We start from the raw sequence: 16834 nt of genomic DNA, 5'->3' as shown, positions 1-16834 counted from the left end.
AAGTTAAAAATCAGGAATAATACTGATTAATTTATTTATTATTTTCCGTTAATATTAAAAATTATAAGTTGATAAAAATTTTTATATAAGAAACTAAATATGTTATTTGATTAGAAGGCACATGGGATTTATGCTAAAAAATCAGAAGAAAAAGAAGGTTATAATTTAAATAATCTATTTAAATTATATAGATTTGTTTAAATGTGTTATAATATAATAAAATATTTTATAAAAGGAGATGTTTGGGTATGGTTGTAAAAAAGAAAACTTTTAAAATCGCTAATACAATTAAAGCAATGAGCCACCCGGCGCGTTTGCAAATTTTAGAAGATTTGATTCCGGCGAAAGATGGGTTCAATGTATCCACGATTCAAAAATTGCTAAAGATACCTCAATCGGCAGTATCACAGCACCTTTCACTATTAAAAACGAGTGGAATTTTAGACTCGAGAAGAAATGGAGTCGAAATATTCTATTATATAAAAGACGAAAAAACTAAAGAGCTTATTGAGCACATACTTTCACTTTAGAAACATGTAACTTATACCAAACAAAACCCCGCTTATTTTTAAGCAGGGTTTTGTTGTATATAATCACATAACAAAAATTATATCCACTTGAATACATTGAGATTATTATATAGAATTACTAAGCAGCGATAAAGAAAGTTTTTATGAAATTAAAAACACTGATATATAAGGGCTACTTAAAAATCCACGAGTTATATGATGCCAAGCTAGCGCACAGGGATAATCATATAAAAATAATACTGGTACTTGCTCTTTTGGCTATCTTTTCATACTTATTTTTAGATGTAAGCGTATCCAAGTTCTTTATGCTGAAAAGAGTCATAAAAGCCAGTGACTTTATGATAGGTTTTTCAAGCCTCGTTACTACTATTATGACAATGGGATTAATTTCTATCTTCCTTTACAGGTATAAAAATGGTCTTAATTTGATAGCTACCATTTGGCTATGCATGTCTTTAGCTTTATTAATAATTGTTATATGTAAAGCTATTTTTATGCGTCCACGCCCATACGAAAGCCTCAACATAACATTTCTAGGCTGGCTCCATTGGGGAAGTTCTTTTCCAAGCGTTGCGGGAATATATTTTGTTATGGTTCCGTTTTTATGGAAATTATGGAAGTATGACATGTTCTTTGCTTTAACCCCATTTATTATCCATTCAATTAGCCGAATATATGTTGGGCAGCATTATCTGAGCGATGTTTTAGCTGGGATTGCTATCGGATATTATATCGGATATGTCTTCTTTATAAAGACGGAATCACGATTATTCTCATAATATTTTCTTTTTGACATTTCCAAAGATATGGTTATTATAACCTCTACATGAAAGGGGGGAACAATAATGACTATCAGGTCCAAACGATCGAAATTTCATTATAAAAAGAATTACGTACTCTGGTTTTTGATGCTGATAATCCCGTTCTTCCTTATTAACGCTGCTGCCTATACCGGCAATTTAGCAATGACCAGCAGCCTTGCGATATTCATAACGATCCTTTCAAAACTGGCACTGATTATCATTACTATTCATTATGCCATCAAGCTTAATATAAAAGACCTTTTGGCAATTGTGCTAGGGCTCAGCACAATACTTCCGCTTATGCCGTGGATAGCACTACTTATCCTCCTTACCAGATAGGTGTATTAGCCAATAACGGGACTTACCATATACTTGATCCTGAATTGTCTAATAGCTTACTTCGTAAGACATTTCACGATTTCGTCAATATACATTCGATGATAATCTTTATTCGGATATTCTTTATTAATAAGGGGACTTACGAAATTATTCGGATCTATATCTTGAAAATATAATTTTTTACACCCTAAAACTAGTCGAGCTTGTTCAAAATATACAGCCTTTGTCGAACCTTCGCCGGGAAGCAGTTTAATTTTAATCTGCTACTTTTTTTACATATTTAATTATATTGACAATAAAAGAGGTATCATTGAAATATTCCAAGGCTTGATCAAAATCTGATAACCGATGGAAAACTCTTGCCGCAAAAAGTTCTCTATTATAAGAAATTGCGATATACATTTTTGACCCGCTGAAAGAAATATTTATTTTTTTCTTGGATGCTGCCGCATAGTCGGAAACTCGTTCCCTAATACCCATGGATATTTCGCTTTCGAACACTCGGGCACAGTCTATCGAAAAAAAGCCACCCTTGAATAGCGAGAGACACACTGCCGCGCGGTCTTCGCCATCCATCGGGCCAGATTTATTCGGCGTATAAATTTCCGAGAACTCTAACTGACAATCGTTAATAGTTCCGTTAACCAATCCGAGACCTTTCAAACAGGCAACATGCTTCGAGAAAAGTCCCCACTGTCGAAAAGTTTTGATGTCTATCGATCTATTTATTCTATAGGTGAGGTTTTCGTCTACGAAGCTACTTATGCGGCTCATCATTTTATCTTTATATCCGGACGCATAATTTGCACTCGAAATAATTGAGTATAAAAATGGTATCGCGATTATACTCATCAAAAACGGGAAAAAAGCGGCTACAAGAAACAATTTGGCATTCAAAACAAGCCAGAAAGATACACCCAGCAAGCCCATTAGAATTACAAGAAGAAAAACTATATTGCGAACAAGAGCACTTCGCATTCTCTCGAATACCAGGATCTCTTTATTCAAACTTTCGTAATAAAACGTGCTGAACTCTCGCTCGGTCTTCATAAAAAAATTCCTCATTAAAATCAATCTAAGCGACTTCACATGCTAAGCAATAAAAATCAGTAACCCTGATTGACGAAGGCACCTGCAATCTCGTTCAGGCTGGGTTGCGTTTTCTCCTGCGTAAAAATAATTCTATAATCCCACCAAAACCAAAAATCCAGGCCAGAGCCTTAACAAACCAACCGAACACAGGAACTAATCCAACGAGCCAGAGAATTATGAGTCCCAACAACGCTTCCCAGATAATTGCCCGACTTTTCATATTAAATGTTACGAGAACCTTCTTTCCGATGAGCGCAGCAACGGCTATATACCCAGTGACAAAAACAGCTACGATTAACAACAACTCTAAGGGGACCAGAAAAATGCCGATAATAGATATAATTAACATTAACGTAAGCGGCATTATTAAAATAATCCCCAAAACCCCGTACAAGAAGGATTCCCTGGGACTGGACTCGACAAGCAAGGATATTTCGCTAATTTGACGGGAAAAAAGTGCAATTATCATTAAAGCCAAGGCGATAAACCCGATAAAAGTAACAAGCGAAAATATGCCTAACCCCCAAAGCCAACCATACCAATTTTTGTGATTCGAAGCCATCCCCGGTACATCCACTTCTACAATCTTCCCAACTATCTTTGAACCAGAAGCTCTTTCAATGATACCGCCGACTGAAACAATGTCTTTCCCTATTACCGCCTTTGGCCCCAGCGCAATTGATCCGCCAACTGCGACTGCACTTTCTTTTACTGAACCATTCAGCGTAATGTGCCCGCCAATAACCACAACGTTGTTAAGTGTAGTACCCTCTTTAACGACAACATCTTTCCCAAACTTTACGATATCCCGTTCTTCCGTCCATGCACCAGTGCAAACAAAGCAAAGAAAAACCAGTATATAGGAATAGCTTAGCCATTTACTCATACTCCCACCCCCTTCGGTTACAAAAATGATTGAAATAATTACTACTGATATATAATTCTCTCTATGGTTTGATTTAATACCCGCCTGATAGCATCCATTGTTTAAACCAAAAGAAAAACTTTAACTTTATCCACGGAAAAACTCTCTTCCGATAATTACATCATAATTGCCACATAAATGAGGTTCTTAATCGATGCCATTATATATTATTTTTTAATATTCGCTACTATTATTTGAACGACCTGTGTAGCAGGTGATTTGCCGGTTTCCATATCTGTTACCCTGAAATAATCTAAGTTAGTAAAATCAATGCTTGAAATGAACAAATATTCTGCCGAAATTTTTGCTGTCTTTGTCGATCCGGTGATAGAGCCTTTTGATATGGGGGAGATTGAGAAACCTCAATACTGATTTCTTTAGTTGTCCGCTTCCTTTTCCAGGGATAATTTCAATGAGGCTTATCTTTTTTTCTATAGCTTCATCGATAATGCGGTTCAATTCCGCATCAATCATGGAGCCTTTGTTATAGATATCATGAAGGTCTAATTTCAATTTTGCCATAGAATATACAAAGCCCTTTCCGTATAAAAAACTGCATATCTTTATCCATTATTATTTTTCTCTGACTCATCTTTATATCTTCGTCCGAATTGATTCCATACGGCGATGAATAAAGATCCAATAAGCGGCCCGATTAAGAAGCCTATTAATCCAAACCATATAAGCCCGCCAATAGTGGTTAATAAAATCAGTGCCGGGTTAAGCCCGATTCTATTTCCAAGCAATTTTGGTTTGACAATATTCTGTATAAAATTGGGAATAACTAGAGATAGGATAATAAGACCTATTCCTGATATATAATGACCAATAATAATCTGAAAAATCCCAACCGGCACATAGACGAGGCCAGAGCCACCTGCTGGGATGATAGCAGCAACAAACATAACCACACCCCAGAACGCAACTGAAGGTATGCCAAAAACAAAAAAAACGATGCTCCCAATAACAGCTTCAATCAAACTTATAATAAATGCACCTTTTATCGTCCCATCTGTTACCCTAACAGTCTCTTGCAACAGCTCATCTTCATCTTCATCATTAAGAGGACTAATGTTTCTAATTTTTATTAACAAAGCTTCCCCGTCAACAAACAAAAAGTAAAGCAATAATAATATAATAAAAAAATGAAAAACGACATAATATATATTAGAAAGTGTACTTTGTAAAAAGCCCAGCATATAATTAGCAAGCTGAGGAATCCCCTCTGATACCTTTTGTTGGAGGTTATACTTATACATTAAGTCAACCCCTTGTCTAAGTACTGGAATTTGTTGTGTTCGCTGCCTCAGCCCTTCGGAAGATAGGGATTGCTGAATTTCTGGCAATCTTTCTTTAACCGTAGAAAACGCGTGAATTGCTTCAGTAGAAACTATATAGCCAACAACAAAAAGAGGAACGACAATCACCAGGAACGTTATGGCCACAGTCATAACAGAAGCAGCACTTTTATTGTTCTTGAATTTTTTCTGAAGCCATTTGAAAACTCCCCAGAACTGATTAGCGAGTATCGATCCGATGAGAACATCAATGATAAAGGGAGAGATCACTCGATAGAAAGCTAGTGTTAAAATAACAAGCAGGATGAAAAAAAACCAATCGGGCATTGAGTATTTACGCATTTAATTCCTCCTAAATTATTATAATTTCCTATGAAGCATTTTGCGATAGATTGAGAATATTTTCAACTAAGTTATTTGATAAAATAAATGTCACGTTGGTGGAAAGTAACGGATTCTATAAATTCCCGGATACAGTAACAACAAGAGGCTTGAAACATATTCACGAACTAGTAAACATGAGACGACGTGGACATAGGGAGGTTATGGTCTACCTTATACAGAGAAACGACGGAACGATCTTTAAGCCAGCAGAGTCTATCAATGTAAATTACGAGATGGCATTAAAAAAGGGCTTATCTTGAAGTGTTTGAGATATTACCATATCTAGCTAACGTTACCCCAGAGAACATCCAGCTCATCAAAAAAATAACTTTTGAACTGTGAATTTAAGGAAACCCAAAGTAGCCATCCTCGCTAAATCTCGTCTTTGTGATGCTTAATTATCTTACCCTTTACCATGAAAACGATATCTTCACAAATATTGGTTGAAAGATCGGCAATACGCTCCAAATTGCTGGAAATCCGCAATAAATGCAGAGCACGCTCGATGGTAGTGTTATCCGAGGTCATATAGGTAATAAGTTCCCTCATAATCTGGCTGCGAAGGTTATCAACGTCGATGTCCGTTTCGCACACCTGTCGTGCCAATTCCGCATTTTCATTAATAAAGGAATCGATACTGTTACGCAGCATGGTTGTCGTGATCTCTCCCATCCTTGGGATATCCATATAAGGCTTAATGACCGGTCTCTCAATGAGATATAACGCGCTTTCAGCTATATTGACCGCATGATCGGCCATACGTTCAAGATCGTTGTTCATCTTTAAGACCATAAGAATAGTTCTCAAATCCCTTGCTCGCGGTTCATATTGAGCAATCAAGGTAGTACATATTTCGTCTAACTCCAGCTCAAAATTATTGGCCTTAGTCTCATTTTCTTCTATTATTTCCGTTAAAACATCTTTGTCCTTATTAACCAGGCCTTTAATTCCTTTTTCGATCATTGATTCTACCAGAGTGGCATATTCAATGAGTTCTTTTTTTAATGATGTGATCCTATCGTTTAACATTACTTCCTCCTATAGCCGATTACCAAATAAATAGTAATATATTATAACATAAAAATCTATTTACTAGCCAAACTTCCCTGACAAATATTCTTCTGTTCTCTTGTCTTCAGGCACAGTAAATAACTTCTGGGTTGTACCGAATTCTACGAGCTCCCCTAAAAACAAAAAGGCTGTATAGTCGGATATTCTCGCAGCCTGGGCAATATTGTGAGTAACAAGAATAATCGTTACCATAGTATTGAGCTCTGAGATCAATTCTTCGATATGCGCAGTTGCTTTCGGGTCTAATGCCGATGTCGGCTCGTCAAGAAGCAGCACGTCAGGGTTCATGGCAAGCGCTCGTGCAATGCATAATCGCTGTTGCTGACCACCTGACAAAAATGTTCCTTTTTTGTGAAGGAAATCTTTTACTTCCTCCCAAAGGGCAGCTTTCTTAAGCGATTCTTCAACGATCCTATCTTTATCGATCTTATTTATTTTTATACCGTTCAATTTATAGCCGGCGATGACATTGTCATAAATACTCATGGTAGGAAAAGGATTGGGACGCTGAAATACCATCCCGATCTTTCTCCTTACATTGATAGGGTTAAGTTCGTAGAGGTCTTCATCATGCAACAATATATGCCCGGAACTGGTCGTGTTCGGCGTTAGTTCGTGCATCCGGTTAATGCATCGGATAAGTGTCGTTTTTCCGCAACCGGAAGGTCCCATGATTGCCGTAACCATATTGGTAGGAAACGACATATTAATATCTTTCAATATTTGATGGTCGCCAAATCCTGCACAAAAATTTTTGATCGTTAAAACTGGACTTTCCATTTTTTTGTCACCACTTTTGCAATAAAATTTAGTATTAATACTAATAAAACTAATACAAGCGAAGCTCCCCAGGCGGCACTAAGCCAATCCTCGTAGGGACTTGTCGCATAATTAAATATGAGCGCCGGTAATGAGTTAACCGGTTTCATAATATTCGTATTCATATACGGGCTTCCAAAAGCAGTAAATAATAGCGGTGCCGTCTCTCCGGCAACTCGTGAAATACTAAGAAGAATCCCTGTTACTATGCCGCTTATTCCAGTTGGCAAAACGACTTTAAGGATGGTCCTGTAATAGGGGACCCCCAACGCTAACGAAGCTTCTTTCAATGATGTGGGAATCAGCTTAAGAGTCTCTTCTGTAGATCGAACAATAATCGGCAACATTAGCATTCCAAGTGCGATACCTCCCGACAAGGCCGAAAATGAACCTATTTGTACGACAATCCATATCCAGGCAATAATTCCAATAACGATAGAGGGGATGCCCTGCAATACCTCAGCACATAATCTCACTATATAGGGAAGTTTCCCGGACTTATTCTCAGCCAGATAAATACCGATCCCGATACCTAAAGGCATTGATAGAATGCTCGCTATACCGATAAGAATAAATGTTCCGATAATAGCATTCGAGATACCGCCCCCGGTCTCACCGACGGGCTTAGGCAACTGAGTAATGAAATCCAGGCTCAGGACCCCGAATCCATTTTTAACAATGTAAAAAAGGATAAACAGCAAAGGCAAAATTGACAAAAAAGAGAAAAATATTACAATTGATAAAAATATCTTGTCTTTTACTAATCGACTATTTACGCCATTTTTCATCATACTATACCTCGACACTAAACTTCTTAATAATATATTTCCCAATAATGTTAATTATCATCGTTACAATAAAGAGCAGGAGCGCCATTTCTACCAGACTTGCCAAATATAAGTTGTCTGCCGCTTCTGCGAATTCATTCGCGATTGCACTCGCCATTGTATTGGCAGAGGCAAAGATGGAAGTAGGGAGATAATTAGCATTCCCGATTACCATGGTAACAGCCATCGTCTCGCCGAGAGCCCTTCCCAGTGACAATAACAGCCCCGCCAAAATACCTGAACGGGCATATGGAATAACAACATATCGAATAACTTCGAATTTGGTTGCCCCCAGAGACAATGCCGCTTCTTTCAGATCAGTCGGAACGAGATTAATAACCTCACGGGCTAATGCTGAAGAGTAAGGGACAATCATTATCGCCAAAATCAAGGCCGCAGTAAATATTCCAACGCCATAGGGTAAGACACCGAGCTTTATTTCCAATGCGCGAACTACCGGAACCAGTACAAATAACCCCCAAAACCCGTAGATTACCGACGGGATTCCTGCTAATAGCTCAATCGCGCTCCTAAGTAGACCCGAAACAAATCCTTCTTTATAGTATTCTCCAAGAAAAATCGATATTGAAAGTGAAAACGGGACAGAAATTAAAAGGGCTAAAAAGGAGGTAAGAAGAGTTCCTACGAAAAATGGCAACGCTCCAAATTCGCCAGATACCGGGTCCCAGATCTGGTTATAAAAAAATGACAGTCCCAGCTTCCTGATCGAAGGCATCGACTGGACCAGAAGCGTAACGAAAATAGCTAATAGCAAAACAACCATAAATATTGCCGCGATGTAAAGTATTCCTCGGAACACACCATCAGGATTACCCGTTATGTTTTTATTTACCTTAGCTTTTTCCATTATTGATTTTCCTTCTAGCAACTGACCGTTAGCCATATCGTTTTCCTTAGTATCATAATTATAAGCAATTTGTCTATTATGGCCCCTGAATCCCATAAAGGGGACTAACAATGCTAATTTATAACAACTTCTTCCCGTTATAGGTCATTGTTTTAAGCACATTTTCTGCCTTCAATAGCGCTGACTTGGATAGCGGAGAATAATCGAGGGGCTTCGTATACTGCTGTCCTTCGTGGATCATCCACCAGAGTAGTTTCGAGGTTTCTTGCGCTTTCGCAGCTGATCTGCCCTCATAATTCTGTTCTGCGTATACCAGTATCCAGGTGAATCCGGCAATAGGATAGCCATTCTTAGCTGCAGTGTTAGTAATGGATATTCTCGTATCGTCAGGCATCTTGGTATCGGCTGCTACACTTACGCTCTCAATCGACGGTGCAATGAAACTGCCGCTGGAGTTCTGCACTTTACCTATCGGCAACTTATTCTGAAATGCATAGGAGTATTCAACATAGCCAATGCTGCCAGGAACCTGTCTAATAAGTCCGGCTACGCCTGCGTTACCTTTTCCTCCGAGTCCTATCGGCCAGTTAACGGACTTACCTACACCAACCTTGGTTTTCCATGCGCTACTAACTTTCCCTAAATAATCAGTAAAAATTGCAGTAGTCCCGCTTCCGTCCGAGCGATGCACAACAGCAATAGCAATATTAGGCAGCTTTATGCCCGGATTCACTTTTTGTATAAGCGGATCATTCCATTTATTAATCTTTCCTAAAAATATTCCTTCGATAATTACCGGAGTAAATTTGAGTTCAGGTTTACCGGGAAGTTCATAGGTCAAAGCAACTCCGCCTAAACAGGTAGGCACATGCAGAACTTTTCCCGGCATGTCTTTCAATTCGGCATCTGAGAGAAAAGCATCGGAACCGCCAAAATCGACAGTCTTGTTCTTGAGCTGTCTAATTCCGCCGCCGGACCCTATTGATTGATAATTAACCTTAATTCCTTTTGAAGAAGAGTATATATCGAACATTTTCGAGTATAATGGATACGGAAACGTCGCACCCGCACCAAGCAGCTCATTCGTTGCGCCGTAACCAAAACTTGCGAGGGAGAAAAACACACCTACCATAACCAGAAGCTTCTTTATACCCATCATTGTCTCCTTTTCTTTTATTCGGCATATATTCAAATGAATCATAAACAGCAGAAATTGTTATAAGCAATGTCTGTCGAGCTATATATCGCACATTATTTTATTAATGTAAATTTTCAATAAAGCCTACTTTTTTAGTCGCTTATTTATTAATAATATTTTTTTCCCGTTAAGCAAAAATAAATTAATTGTTAAGTTTGTGTTAATATTTTTCCTAAAAAGCAGATAATAAAATTTATGGAAGTTATCATCACCGATACCTCACGATGGAGTAAAAAATGGAGTAAGAAAATTCTGCAACAATAATAATATTTACACGATAAACAAAGTAAACCTGATTGGAAGAGGGGGAGTATGGTAGTTATTATTTATTATAAAACAATAGCAACGCCTAAAGAATTGTATCCGTTCTCTTTTGCAAAAAAAGTTAGTGTTTATAAAGAGATGACACAAGATCTCTTTTATAGAAAAGGATTATTAAAAAAATTAAAAATAGATTTTGGAGATTCCATAATCACCGGGTCCTATCTTGCGATGCTAGATTGGATTGGGAAAGAAAATCAATCGTATACCATGAACGCCTTCATCGGATTAGTACTGCTAGAATCTGTATCTCTAGCAATAACCAGTACGATTGCCGCCAATAACCGAGATAATGCTGAAATGCGAACAAGAATGGGAACAGCTGATGCCCAGCACCAAATGAACTATTGTAAAAAGCTCATATGGTCAGGATTGATCGACCTTGGAATGTCAGCGACCTTAATCGCCGGAGGATTGTATTCATTTAGAACAGGGTCTATCCTCTCTTGCTTATTAGCCATGGGAACCTATAAGTTTCTTGATAAATTTAACCAGATTTATGCGGATGGACTCTGGTCTAGCCTCAAGTTTTCTATAGGGTCAAAGCAAACAAAACAATATCAGCTGAACATGAAAAATACAGTAAACGCTATAGAATATGGTTCAGGAGAACTCATTTATGGCGCCGGATCATTTTTGGTATTTCATGCACTGACAAACATTGGAAACAGTTCTGGGTTAAAGTACCCGCTATGGTTTGTTGCCTCGGGAATAGGCGGGGCTCTAATGTTCTGGTCAAAATTCCAAATCTATAAACTGATGAAAGACCATAATGAAGTCCCTACAACAAATATAAAAGTCTTGTTACCAGAAGATCATGCTCAGCTACCTCTTCTGCCAAAACCTGCAAACCAATAATAAAATCGATTCAAAAACTGATCAGATCTGTTCTTGATCGATGAGACTGAATATTGAAATATGGGATTGTAGAGGGGGCATTTCTTTTGAATTCAGGAAAAAAATCTTTGATAATCAGCAACTGAGCTGTTCGTAATAATCCGCTACAACTCTTATCGTTATTACTGTTAAAAGAAAAATAATAATATCAACCACCTCCTTCTTATTTATACCTTATTCTCATTCCTCTAATTAACAATAAACTATTTTCGTTAAGAGCGCTTATTGATCAAAATTAAGTTTCTGTTAAGATTCACCCAGATAATTTTTCTCAAATTTCTGTGTTTTTTTGGATAAAAGATTTACGATTTGCTCAGATAAATCTATACTTATCAATAAATACCTGATTCATTGTATAAAGCTGAGGCAGGTATTTAGCTTTTTTTATTTAACTGACAGATTAATGGCTTTCGATGTCCGCCTTAGCCGGAGCTGAGGGAGATGCATTATTGTCATTCTGGTTTGACAGCGGCAGCGTTAAAGTCGGAGCCGGCTTACTTGGTTTATTTCCCCATAGCCACTTCCATGTGTTCTTAGACCATCGCACTAATTTATCGCCCCATCCATTCGGTTGATAATTATTTACTAAAACACTCGAAACATTGTTCTTAACCTTATCATACTTAGGTCCCAGAGATATGTTATCTAGTTTTTCATCCGCATTAAATGCATCATTGATCTTATATTTGGAATCCAGATATCCTTGTTTTTGCAAAATATCCCGTATCTCCGCCGACTCTTGATCATTGATTTCGCCTTTTTTTATGAAAGCGTCAGGAGTGACCGGCTGATCAATCGTTTTTTTCGAAGAGGGAGCTGGAGCATAATCGTAGGTATCTACAGTGCTTGTATCTTCAGGAACTACAGAAGTATCCTCCTGCCATTCAGTTTTTTTTTCAGCTTCCGTTATAATTTCCGATAAGGTTTTGCCTTGAAAACTGCATTCAGAAATAATTCCATTTTGCTTTTCCATAATATCAAATACTTTATCTGGAGCTTTCCTGGTGCCACCTTCAAAATCTCCAACGTATTCATCGATAGTATTAAGCAGTTCCTCATATTTTTTGTTTACTTTACCTTTATTATCGAAAAGACCGTGATCGCCTTGCAGTTCACTTTTGGACGGCAATATCAATTCTTGTCCGGCTTTTAACTTGGTGAAATCATAAATGCCATTTACGTTGGCTATCCACAAAGATAAGTATATTATATTTTGTCCAATAGCTTGTATTGAGTTGTCTTCAAGAACTTTCTTTGAAACCAGCCAATCATTTCCATCTTTACCCAGAATTGCTCTGTATTCACTTAGGTTACTATTACCGATTATCTCAAATTTGCCATTATTTAATTCATCTGCAGGTTTTTTACCTGTTTCGACTTGGTCCGCAGAAGACATTGTTACCGATTTATCTTGGGCATCACTATCATATTTATTATTGTTCCCTGTTGTGTCGGACACTGGAGTTTTCAAATTGTCATAGACATTTTTCCCATTTGCATTCAAGGTATTCAGAACATCGTAGAGTGTCTTTGCTTCTACCTTACTAAAATCAACGATTCCATTTTGCTTGTTAACGAATTCAAAACCTTTTATCGGTAGAATTCTTTTTCCGTTTACAAAATTTCCGATACTTTCCTCGATTTTAGTTAGAATTAGCACGTATTTTTTATTAAGGTTACCATCATTATCAAAAAGTCCATTCACTCCCTTTAGCTCAGCTCGAGTCGGCAGCTTTAGATCTTGATTAATTTGTAATTTCGTAAAATCGTAAATACCATTTATATTCGCCAACCACAACGACAGATATTTAATATTTCCAATTGTTACAGGTATATTATTAGATTCCAGCACCTCTTTAGCAATTTCCCAGACTGTCCCGTTCATATAAAGGGTTGCTTTGGAATCTGCATAATCTATTGTACCGCTTATATTAACATTCTTAACTGCCATATTCTTTCCTCCATTTTTTTTTATATCTAAGAATACTTGCAAATAATAAAGTTTAAATATTTTTTTTATTAGTTTTGTGTTAACCTTGGATAATTTTTTTTCAAATTCCGTAACTGGGATGGAACAAAATGATAATCGAATAGAAATTTTAACGAAATACACAATAATTGATCAACTTTTAACAGATTTTTCATCATTAATTAATAATTCCGCTCTATAATTCTAAATAGAAAAATTGTTACAAGGAGAAAAACAGATGTTGAATGTTAGCAATGTAGATAACATTAATATGTTAGGGCAATTCAAGCTCGAATGGCTGAACGTATTGAATGAAGTGAAAGAAAAGATAAGGCATAAAGCTGCTCCTGTTTCGCAGAAGACCTATGGAAAAGGGTTAGCGCCAATTTTTTTTGCAGCGTTGCTTGAGCATAATAGAGGGATTGAAGTATCCGAATATATGCTTAAGGTATGCTGGCCGGATGAGGTCCCGGAAATATTCGACCTGATACTTCCTCCTAATAGGACTGAAGAAATGATTTTGTTAGCCATAGAAAAATGCGCCCCGGAATTGATTATAGAAGTATATCTTAAGCTATATCCTAACAAAATGTCGTCACAAATAATTATCGATGCAGCCTTAACCAAATGTCCGGATACTATACTGGATGAAATGTTAGGATTACTTTATTTTTCATAAGTGTTTCTTGAAATCCGAATACTTGCTCTTTAAAATTTCTTTAATCTTCTGGTATTTAGGGTTCAGGTCCGGGTCATCAAAGACTGTAAAAATATTATTTTGCAACATGAACTTAACAAGCTCATTGCTCTTTTCAAAATCAACTTTTCTGATTACTTTTTTTAATGCTGCAGCTCCAAGCGGCGCTTTGTACCATATGTACATAATGTCCAGAAGAGCAATTTTTTTCTTATTGATGTCTGTTTCTGTAAAGAATTTTTCCAACAGGTTTTCGAATTCATGATTACGATTTTTCCAGAACTTGAGATATTTCATGCTGCCTTCTATTACTCCGGCAACAGAATCGCTCCACATTTTGTTCTGGACAACTACCGGCACTACCGGACCCCATATCTGGTACCCGATAGAAGCAGGGATTGCGCTAAGCAGGGACCTGAAAAAGTTGAACCTGGAAGTTTGCAGATGGAATCCTCGAAGCAGGTTGTGTGAGAATATATATGCGCCATTGACCAGACATAACCCGATGAATTTGGCAGACTCTACAAACATGGTTGGATTTGGCCCGAGTAAATTACTCAGACCATAATCAACAAGTTTTAATATGGGAATGGATAGCCCGGTAAAGAACAGGTCATTACTAGCGTTTTTTAAATCAAAATTTCTGATTTGCCAGTTCCTTGGGTTAATTCCCTTACTACCTATCATATCTGCTAAAAAATTCCTGGCAAAAGTTATTCCAAACCATAGGGCAGTATACTCGCCTACGCTATAGCTATAAAAAGCTGTGGCTATCGCCAGCCCTGCGCCGACGACAGCAGCCAGCCTCATTATTGGGTGCGGGTGCAGAAGTAATGTTTTTAACGGCAGTTTGTTAACTAAAGGGTTTGCTTCTGTATTAGCTTCAGAAACGCTGCCAAGCGTATATATCTGGTTCTGGATCCCAGCCGCGCCTGCGCATTTATATGCGCCTTTTGGCTGAACTGATTTGCTGGTATTATTGTCATATTCGACATTAAAGGGCAGATTCCCGGCAAATTGATAATTCGCGGATGGGTAGCTTTGCTGTTTGTTCATGTTCAATGGGATTCTATGTAATACTCTATCTTCATTAGCTCCATCAGCAGATTGCGGCTGTCTCAGGTAGAAGCCCATTCCCGGAATATTCGCGGGGTTATAACCATTAGTGTCAGATCCGAATGTAGAGGTGATATAATATTGGGGAGTTTTTAGGCTATTAATAAATTGGTCTATCCTGGCCGAGTCAAGTGAACTACGATAGATTTGTAATAGTTTTTTCTTGAGCTCGCTATACTTGCCTGTATTTATATCGTTAATAATAACAACAAGTTCATTAAGGTCTTTAGTATTAACATAATTATTAAAATACAACCTGGTATTATATATTTCTATGCCTTGAATAAGAGGAAAATTATCTATTATATTATCCATAGTTTTTTTAAGTCCGAGTGTGAGAGGCTGGGCCATGACAATGTGACAGCCGGATTCTTTTAGTGCTTGCAAGTGCTGTTTGAAATCCGGTATCTCAGTATCATAATCATATTCATTTTTTTTGCTGAAATATCTGTCTGTCTGGTCATATACGTTGAATTCTTTCAACGCATTTTTTGTTTTCATTAATAATTCTTCAATTCCCTTAACCTCTTGTGTGGTTGCCTGGTGTTTTTTCCGCATTTCTTTTTCTGACCGGAGAAGGTTTTGAAGATAAGCTATCCTATGGACGGATATAGCCTTGAATCTTTTTTCGAGAAGGATACCGGCATGCACTCGGGAATAGGTTCCGCCTTGCAGGTTGATTGCTGCCATATCGATAAAACTGAGAGGAAGCATACATAGTTCAGTCCTGTATTCAAAGCCTTCATTAAAAAGTGGCAGGTAATATTTATTGAATCTTTCCAGATGTCTGCTTACCTGATCATTTTTTGCGGCTGAATGCTTATTCAATACTTCAAGGAATCCCTTTAGTTCAGGGGAATTAAGCGTATCCTTATAATCTTCAATAGTATTACAATTAGGGAAATACAGCAGGTAATTGGTCCTGTCGTTCGTTTTCCCTTCACTGAACTCCAGACAGAAATTGACTTTGATACCCAATATCTTACTCGCTTCAAGTCCCGGGTTAATCCCGTCCATATTCAGATCGTTCGTGTGGGATATTGTGATAGAAGATAGGCCCTTAATAAAAGCATCAAGTATTAATTGAACTGTAGATTTCCTCCCGGTATTGCAGCTGTCATAGACCCGGTCATCCCAGGCAAAGCCTATATCCTGGAGCGCTACGTTCTCAGGCAGTTCGATCAGGTTAAGCTTTTTCAGCAGGGCTCTGATCACGTTAGGTTTCCCGGTATATGCCTTTTTGAATAAATCTATATATTCGAGCAATTTTTTCGGGTCATTCTGATATCTGATCGTTTCTTTTATCAGGGCTATCAGAACTCTTGAAGTATTAAGTGGCATTTTATAATTATTATTTTTTAGCTGGCTTAATAATATCTTTAATGATTCCAATATCTCTTCAGGTTGGGAGGAGCCGACACCTTGTATTATTTTTTTGTAATTCCACGCTCCTATTACATTAAGTGGTAATACTTCTCTGATGAATCCATTCGGGTCAGAGTCAATAAGCTTTCCGCCTGGGTCCTTCCTGATCTCTTCCGCTTGGCGGATGATCTTGGGATCGCAAAACAAACTGGTCCCACCCCGAATCCCGGGGTCGCGGCATATCCGCTCATCACCAGCTACCATTTTTCTAGAAAGAATAATTCCTGCCATTTGTACTCCTTTTACTGTCTTTCT

17 protein-coding genes are annotated in these 16834 nt (G+C 37.7%); 6 read left to right on the top strand and 11 right to left on the bottom strand.

Translation table 11 applies throughout. The annotated features are described in order from the left end of the window. Positions 1–248: 248 nt before the first annotated feature. The 3 genes from DKM50_09910 (at position 249) to DKM50_09900 (ending at position 1672) form a co-directional block, all read left to right on the top strand. Positions 249–530, top strand: coding sequence for a transcriptional regulator (locus tag DKM50_09910; GenBank protein PZM78869.1), 282 nt, complete (start codon positions 249–251; stop codon positions 528–530). A gap of 143 nt (positions 531–673) precedes the next feature. Then, positions 674–1309, top strand: coding sequence for a hypothetical protein (locus DKM50_09905; GenBank protein PZM78868.1), 636 nt, complete (start codon positions 674–676; stop codon positions 1307–1309). Positions 1310–1375: 66 nt separating this feature from the next. Further along, positions 1376–1672: a hypothetical protein gene (locus DKM50_09900; GenBank protein ID PZM78867.1), complete on the top strand. Its 297-nt coding sequence runs from the start codon at positions 1376–1378 to the stop codon at positions 1670–1672. Between the two features lie 255 nt (positions 1673–1927). Here the strand turns inward: DKM50_09900 and DKM50_09895 are convergent, their stop codons facing one another. From DKM50_09895 to DKM50_09880, 4 genes are all read right to left on the bottom strand, one after another. Continuing rightward, complete coding sequence (locus DKM50_09895; GenBank protein ID PZM78866.1) at positions 1928–2737, bottom strand: hypothetical protein; 810 nt, start codon at positions 2735–2737, stop codon at positions 1928–1930. Between the two features lie 79 nt (positions 2738–2816). Beyond that, positions 2817–3650 (bottom strand): hypothetical protein, encoded by an 834-nt coding sequence (locus DKM50_09890; GenBank protein PZM78865.1) that lies wholly within the window; start codon positions 3648–3650, stop codon positions 2817–2819. Positions 3651–3956: 306 nt separating this feature from the next. Beyond that, entirely contained in the window at positions 3957–4211 is a 255-nt protein-coding gene (locus DKM50_09885) for a DNA mismatch repair protein MutS (GenBank protein ID PZM78864.1), read from the bottom strand. Positions 4212–4252: 41 nt separating this feature from the next. Beyond that, positions 4253–5329 carry a hypothetical protein gene (locus tag DKM50_09880; protein ID PZM78863.1) on the bottom strand — a complete coding sequence of 359 codons (1077 nt, stop codon included), beginning with the start codon at positions 5327–5329 and terminating at the stop codon, positions 4253–4255. 14 nt (positions 5330–5343) lie between these two features. On the opposite strand from DKM50_09880, the gene DKM50_09875 reads away from it, so the two are divergent. Further along, a complete protein-coding gene (locus DKM50_09875) occupies positions 5344–5631 on the top strand; it encodes a hypothetical protein (protein ID PZM78862.1) in 288 nt (95 codons plus the stop codon). Between the two features lie 112 nt (positions 5632–5743). Here the strand turns inward: DKM50_09875 and phoU are convergent, their stop codons facing one another. The 5 genes from phoU to pstS form a co-directional block, all read right to left on the bottom strand. Beyond that, the gene (gene phoU, locus DKM50_09870) at positions 5744–6400 is read right to left on the bottom strand and encodes a phosphate transport system regulatory protein PhoU (protein ID PZM78861.1); all 657 of its coding nucleotides are present in this window, start codon (positions 6398–6400) and stop codon (positions 5744–5746) included. A gap of 63 nt (positions 6401–6463) precedes the next feature. Continuing rightward, positions 6464–7222, bottom strand: coding sequence for a phosphate ABC transporter ATP-binding protein (pstB, locus tag DKM50_09865; GenBank protein PZM78860.1), 759 nt, complete (start codon positions 7220–7222; stop codon positions 6464–6466). Continuing rightward, the gene (gene pstA / locus DKM50_09860; protein ID PZM78859.1) at positions 7204–8049 is read right to left on the bottom strand and encodes a phosphate ABC transporter permease PtsA; all 846 of its coding nucleotides are present in this window, start codon (positions 8047–8049) and stop codon (positions 7204–7206) included. The genes pstB and pstA overlap by 19 nt, the downstream gene beginning before the upstream one ends. A gap of 4 nt (positions 8050–8053) precedes the next feature. Beyond that, positions 8054–8956, bottom strand: coding sequence for a phosphate ABC transporter permease subunit PstC (gene pstC, locus DKM50_09855; protein ID PZM78955.1), 903 nt, complete (start codon positions 8954–8956; stop codon positions 8054–8056). 118 nt (positions 8957–9074) lie between these two features. Next, on the bottom strand, positions 9075–10115 hold the full coding sequence (gene pstS / locus DKM50_09850; GenBank protein ID PZM78858.1) for a phosphate ABC transporter substrate-binding protein PstS: 1041 nt from the start codon (positions 10113–10115) through the stop codon (positions 9075–9077). 351 nt (positions 10116–10466) lie between these two features. Between pstS and DKM50_09845 the strand changes: the two genes are divergently transcribed. Further along, the gene (locus DKM50_09845; protein PZM78857.1) at positions 10467–11333 is read left to right on the top strand and encodes a hypothetical protein; all 867 of its coding nucleotides are present in this window, start codon (positions 10467–10469) and stop codon (positions 11331–11333) included. 439 nt (positions 11334–11772) lie between these two features. On the opposite strand, the gene DKM50_09840 is transcribed toward DKM50_09845, so the two are convergent. After that, positions 11773–13485 (bottom strand): hypothetical protein, encoded by a 1713-nt coding sequence (locus tag DKM50_09840; protein ID PZM78856.1) that lies wholly within the window; start codon positions 13483–13485, stop codon positions 11773–11775. A 94-nt stretch (positions 13486–13579) separates the two neighbouring features. Between DKM50_09840 and DKM50_09835 the strand changes: the two genes are divergently transcribed. Continuing rightward, positions 13580–14020, top strand: coding sequence for a hypothetical protein (locus DKM50_09835; protein ID PZM78855.1), 441 nt, complete (start codon positions 13580–13582; stop codon positions 14018–14020). Here DKM50_09835 and DKM50_09830 read toward each other — a convergent pair. Continuing rightward, the gene (locus DKM50_09830; protein ID PZM78854.1) at positions 14015–16810 is read right to left on the bottom strand and encodes a hypothetical protein; all 2796 of its coding nucleotides are present in this window, start codon (positions 16808–16810) and stop codon (positions 14015–14017) included. The genes DKM50_09835 and DKM50_09830 overlap by 6 nt on opposite strands. Between the last annotated feature and the right edge of the window lie 24 nt (positions 16811–16834).

Source organism: Candidatus Margulisiibacteriota bacterium, from assembly GCA_003242895.1.
GTDB lineage: Bacteria > Margulisbacteria > Riflemargulisbacteria > GWF2-39-127 > GWF2-39-127 > GWF2-39-127.
This window is presented reverse-complemented; position numbering and strand designations above follow the sequence as displayed.

Excerpts from the sequence above, each read along its gene's own strand:
- DKM50_09885 (PZM78864.1), bottom strand. The coding sequence starts at position 4,211 with ATGGCAAAATTGAAATTAGACCTTCATGATATCTATAACAAAGGCTCC.
- DKM50_09845 (PZM78857.1), top strand. The coding sequence starts at position 10,467 with ATGGTAGTTATTATTTATTATAAAACAATAGCAACGCCTAAAGAATTG.
- pstC (PZM78955.1), bottom strand. The coding sequence starts at position 8,956 with ATGGAAAAAGCTAAGGTAAATAAAAACATAACGGGTAATCCTGATGGT.
- DKM50_09830 (PZM78854.1), bottom strand. The coding sequence starts at position 16,810 with ATGGCAGGAATTATTCTTTCTAGAAAAATGGTAGCTGGTGATGAGCGG.
- DKM50_09905 (PZM78868.1), top strand. The coding sequence starts at position 674 with ATGAAATTAAAAACACTGATATATAAGGGCTACTTAAAAATCCACGAG.
- phoU (PZM78861.1), bottom strand. The coding sequence starts at position 6,400 with ATGTTAAACGATAGGATCACATCATTAAAAAAAGAACTCATTGAATAT.
- DKM50_09890 (PZM78865.1), bottom strand. The coding sequence starts at position 3,650 with ATGAGTAAATGGCTAAGCTATTCCTATATACTGGTTTTTCTTTGCTTT.
- DKM50_09835 (PZM78855.1), top strand. The coding sequence starts at position 13,580 with ATGTTGAATGTTAGCAATGTAGATAACATTAATATGTTAGGGCAATTC.
- pstA (PZM78859.1), bottom strand. The coding sequence starts at position 8,049 with ATGAAAAATGGCGTAAATAGTCGATTAGTAAAAGACAAGATATTTTTA.
- DKM50_09880 (PZM78863.1), bottom strand. The coding sequence starts at position 5,329 with ATGCGTAAATACTCAATGCCCGATTGGTTTTTTTTCATCCTGCTTGTT.
- pstB (PZM78860.1), bottom strand. The coding sequence starts at position 7,222 with ATGGAAAGTCCAGTTTTAACGATCAAAAATTTTTGTGCAGGATTTGGC.
- DKM50_09900 (PZM78867.1), top strand. The coding sequence starts at position 1,376 with ATGACTATCAGGTCCAAACGATCGAAATTTCATTATAAAAAGAATTAC.
- DKM50_09895 (PZM78866.1), bottom strand. The coding sequence starts at position 2,737 with ATGAGGAATTTTTTTATGAAGACCGAGCGAGAGTTCAGCACGTTTTAT.
- DKM50_09910 (PZM78869.1), top strand. The coding sequence starts at position 249 with ATGGTTGTAAAAAAGAAAACTTTTAAAATCGCTAATACAATTAAAGCA.
- pstS (PZM78858.1), bottom strand. The coding sequence starts at position 10,115 with ATGATGGGTATAAAGAAGCTTCTGGTTATGGTAGGTGTGTTTTTCTCC.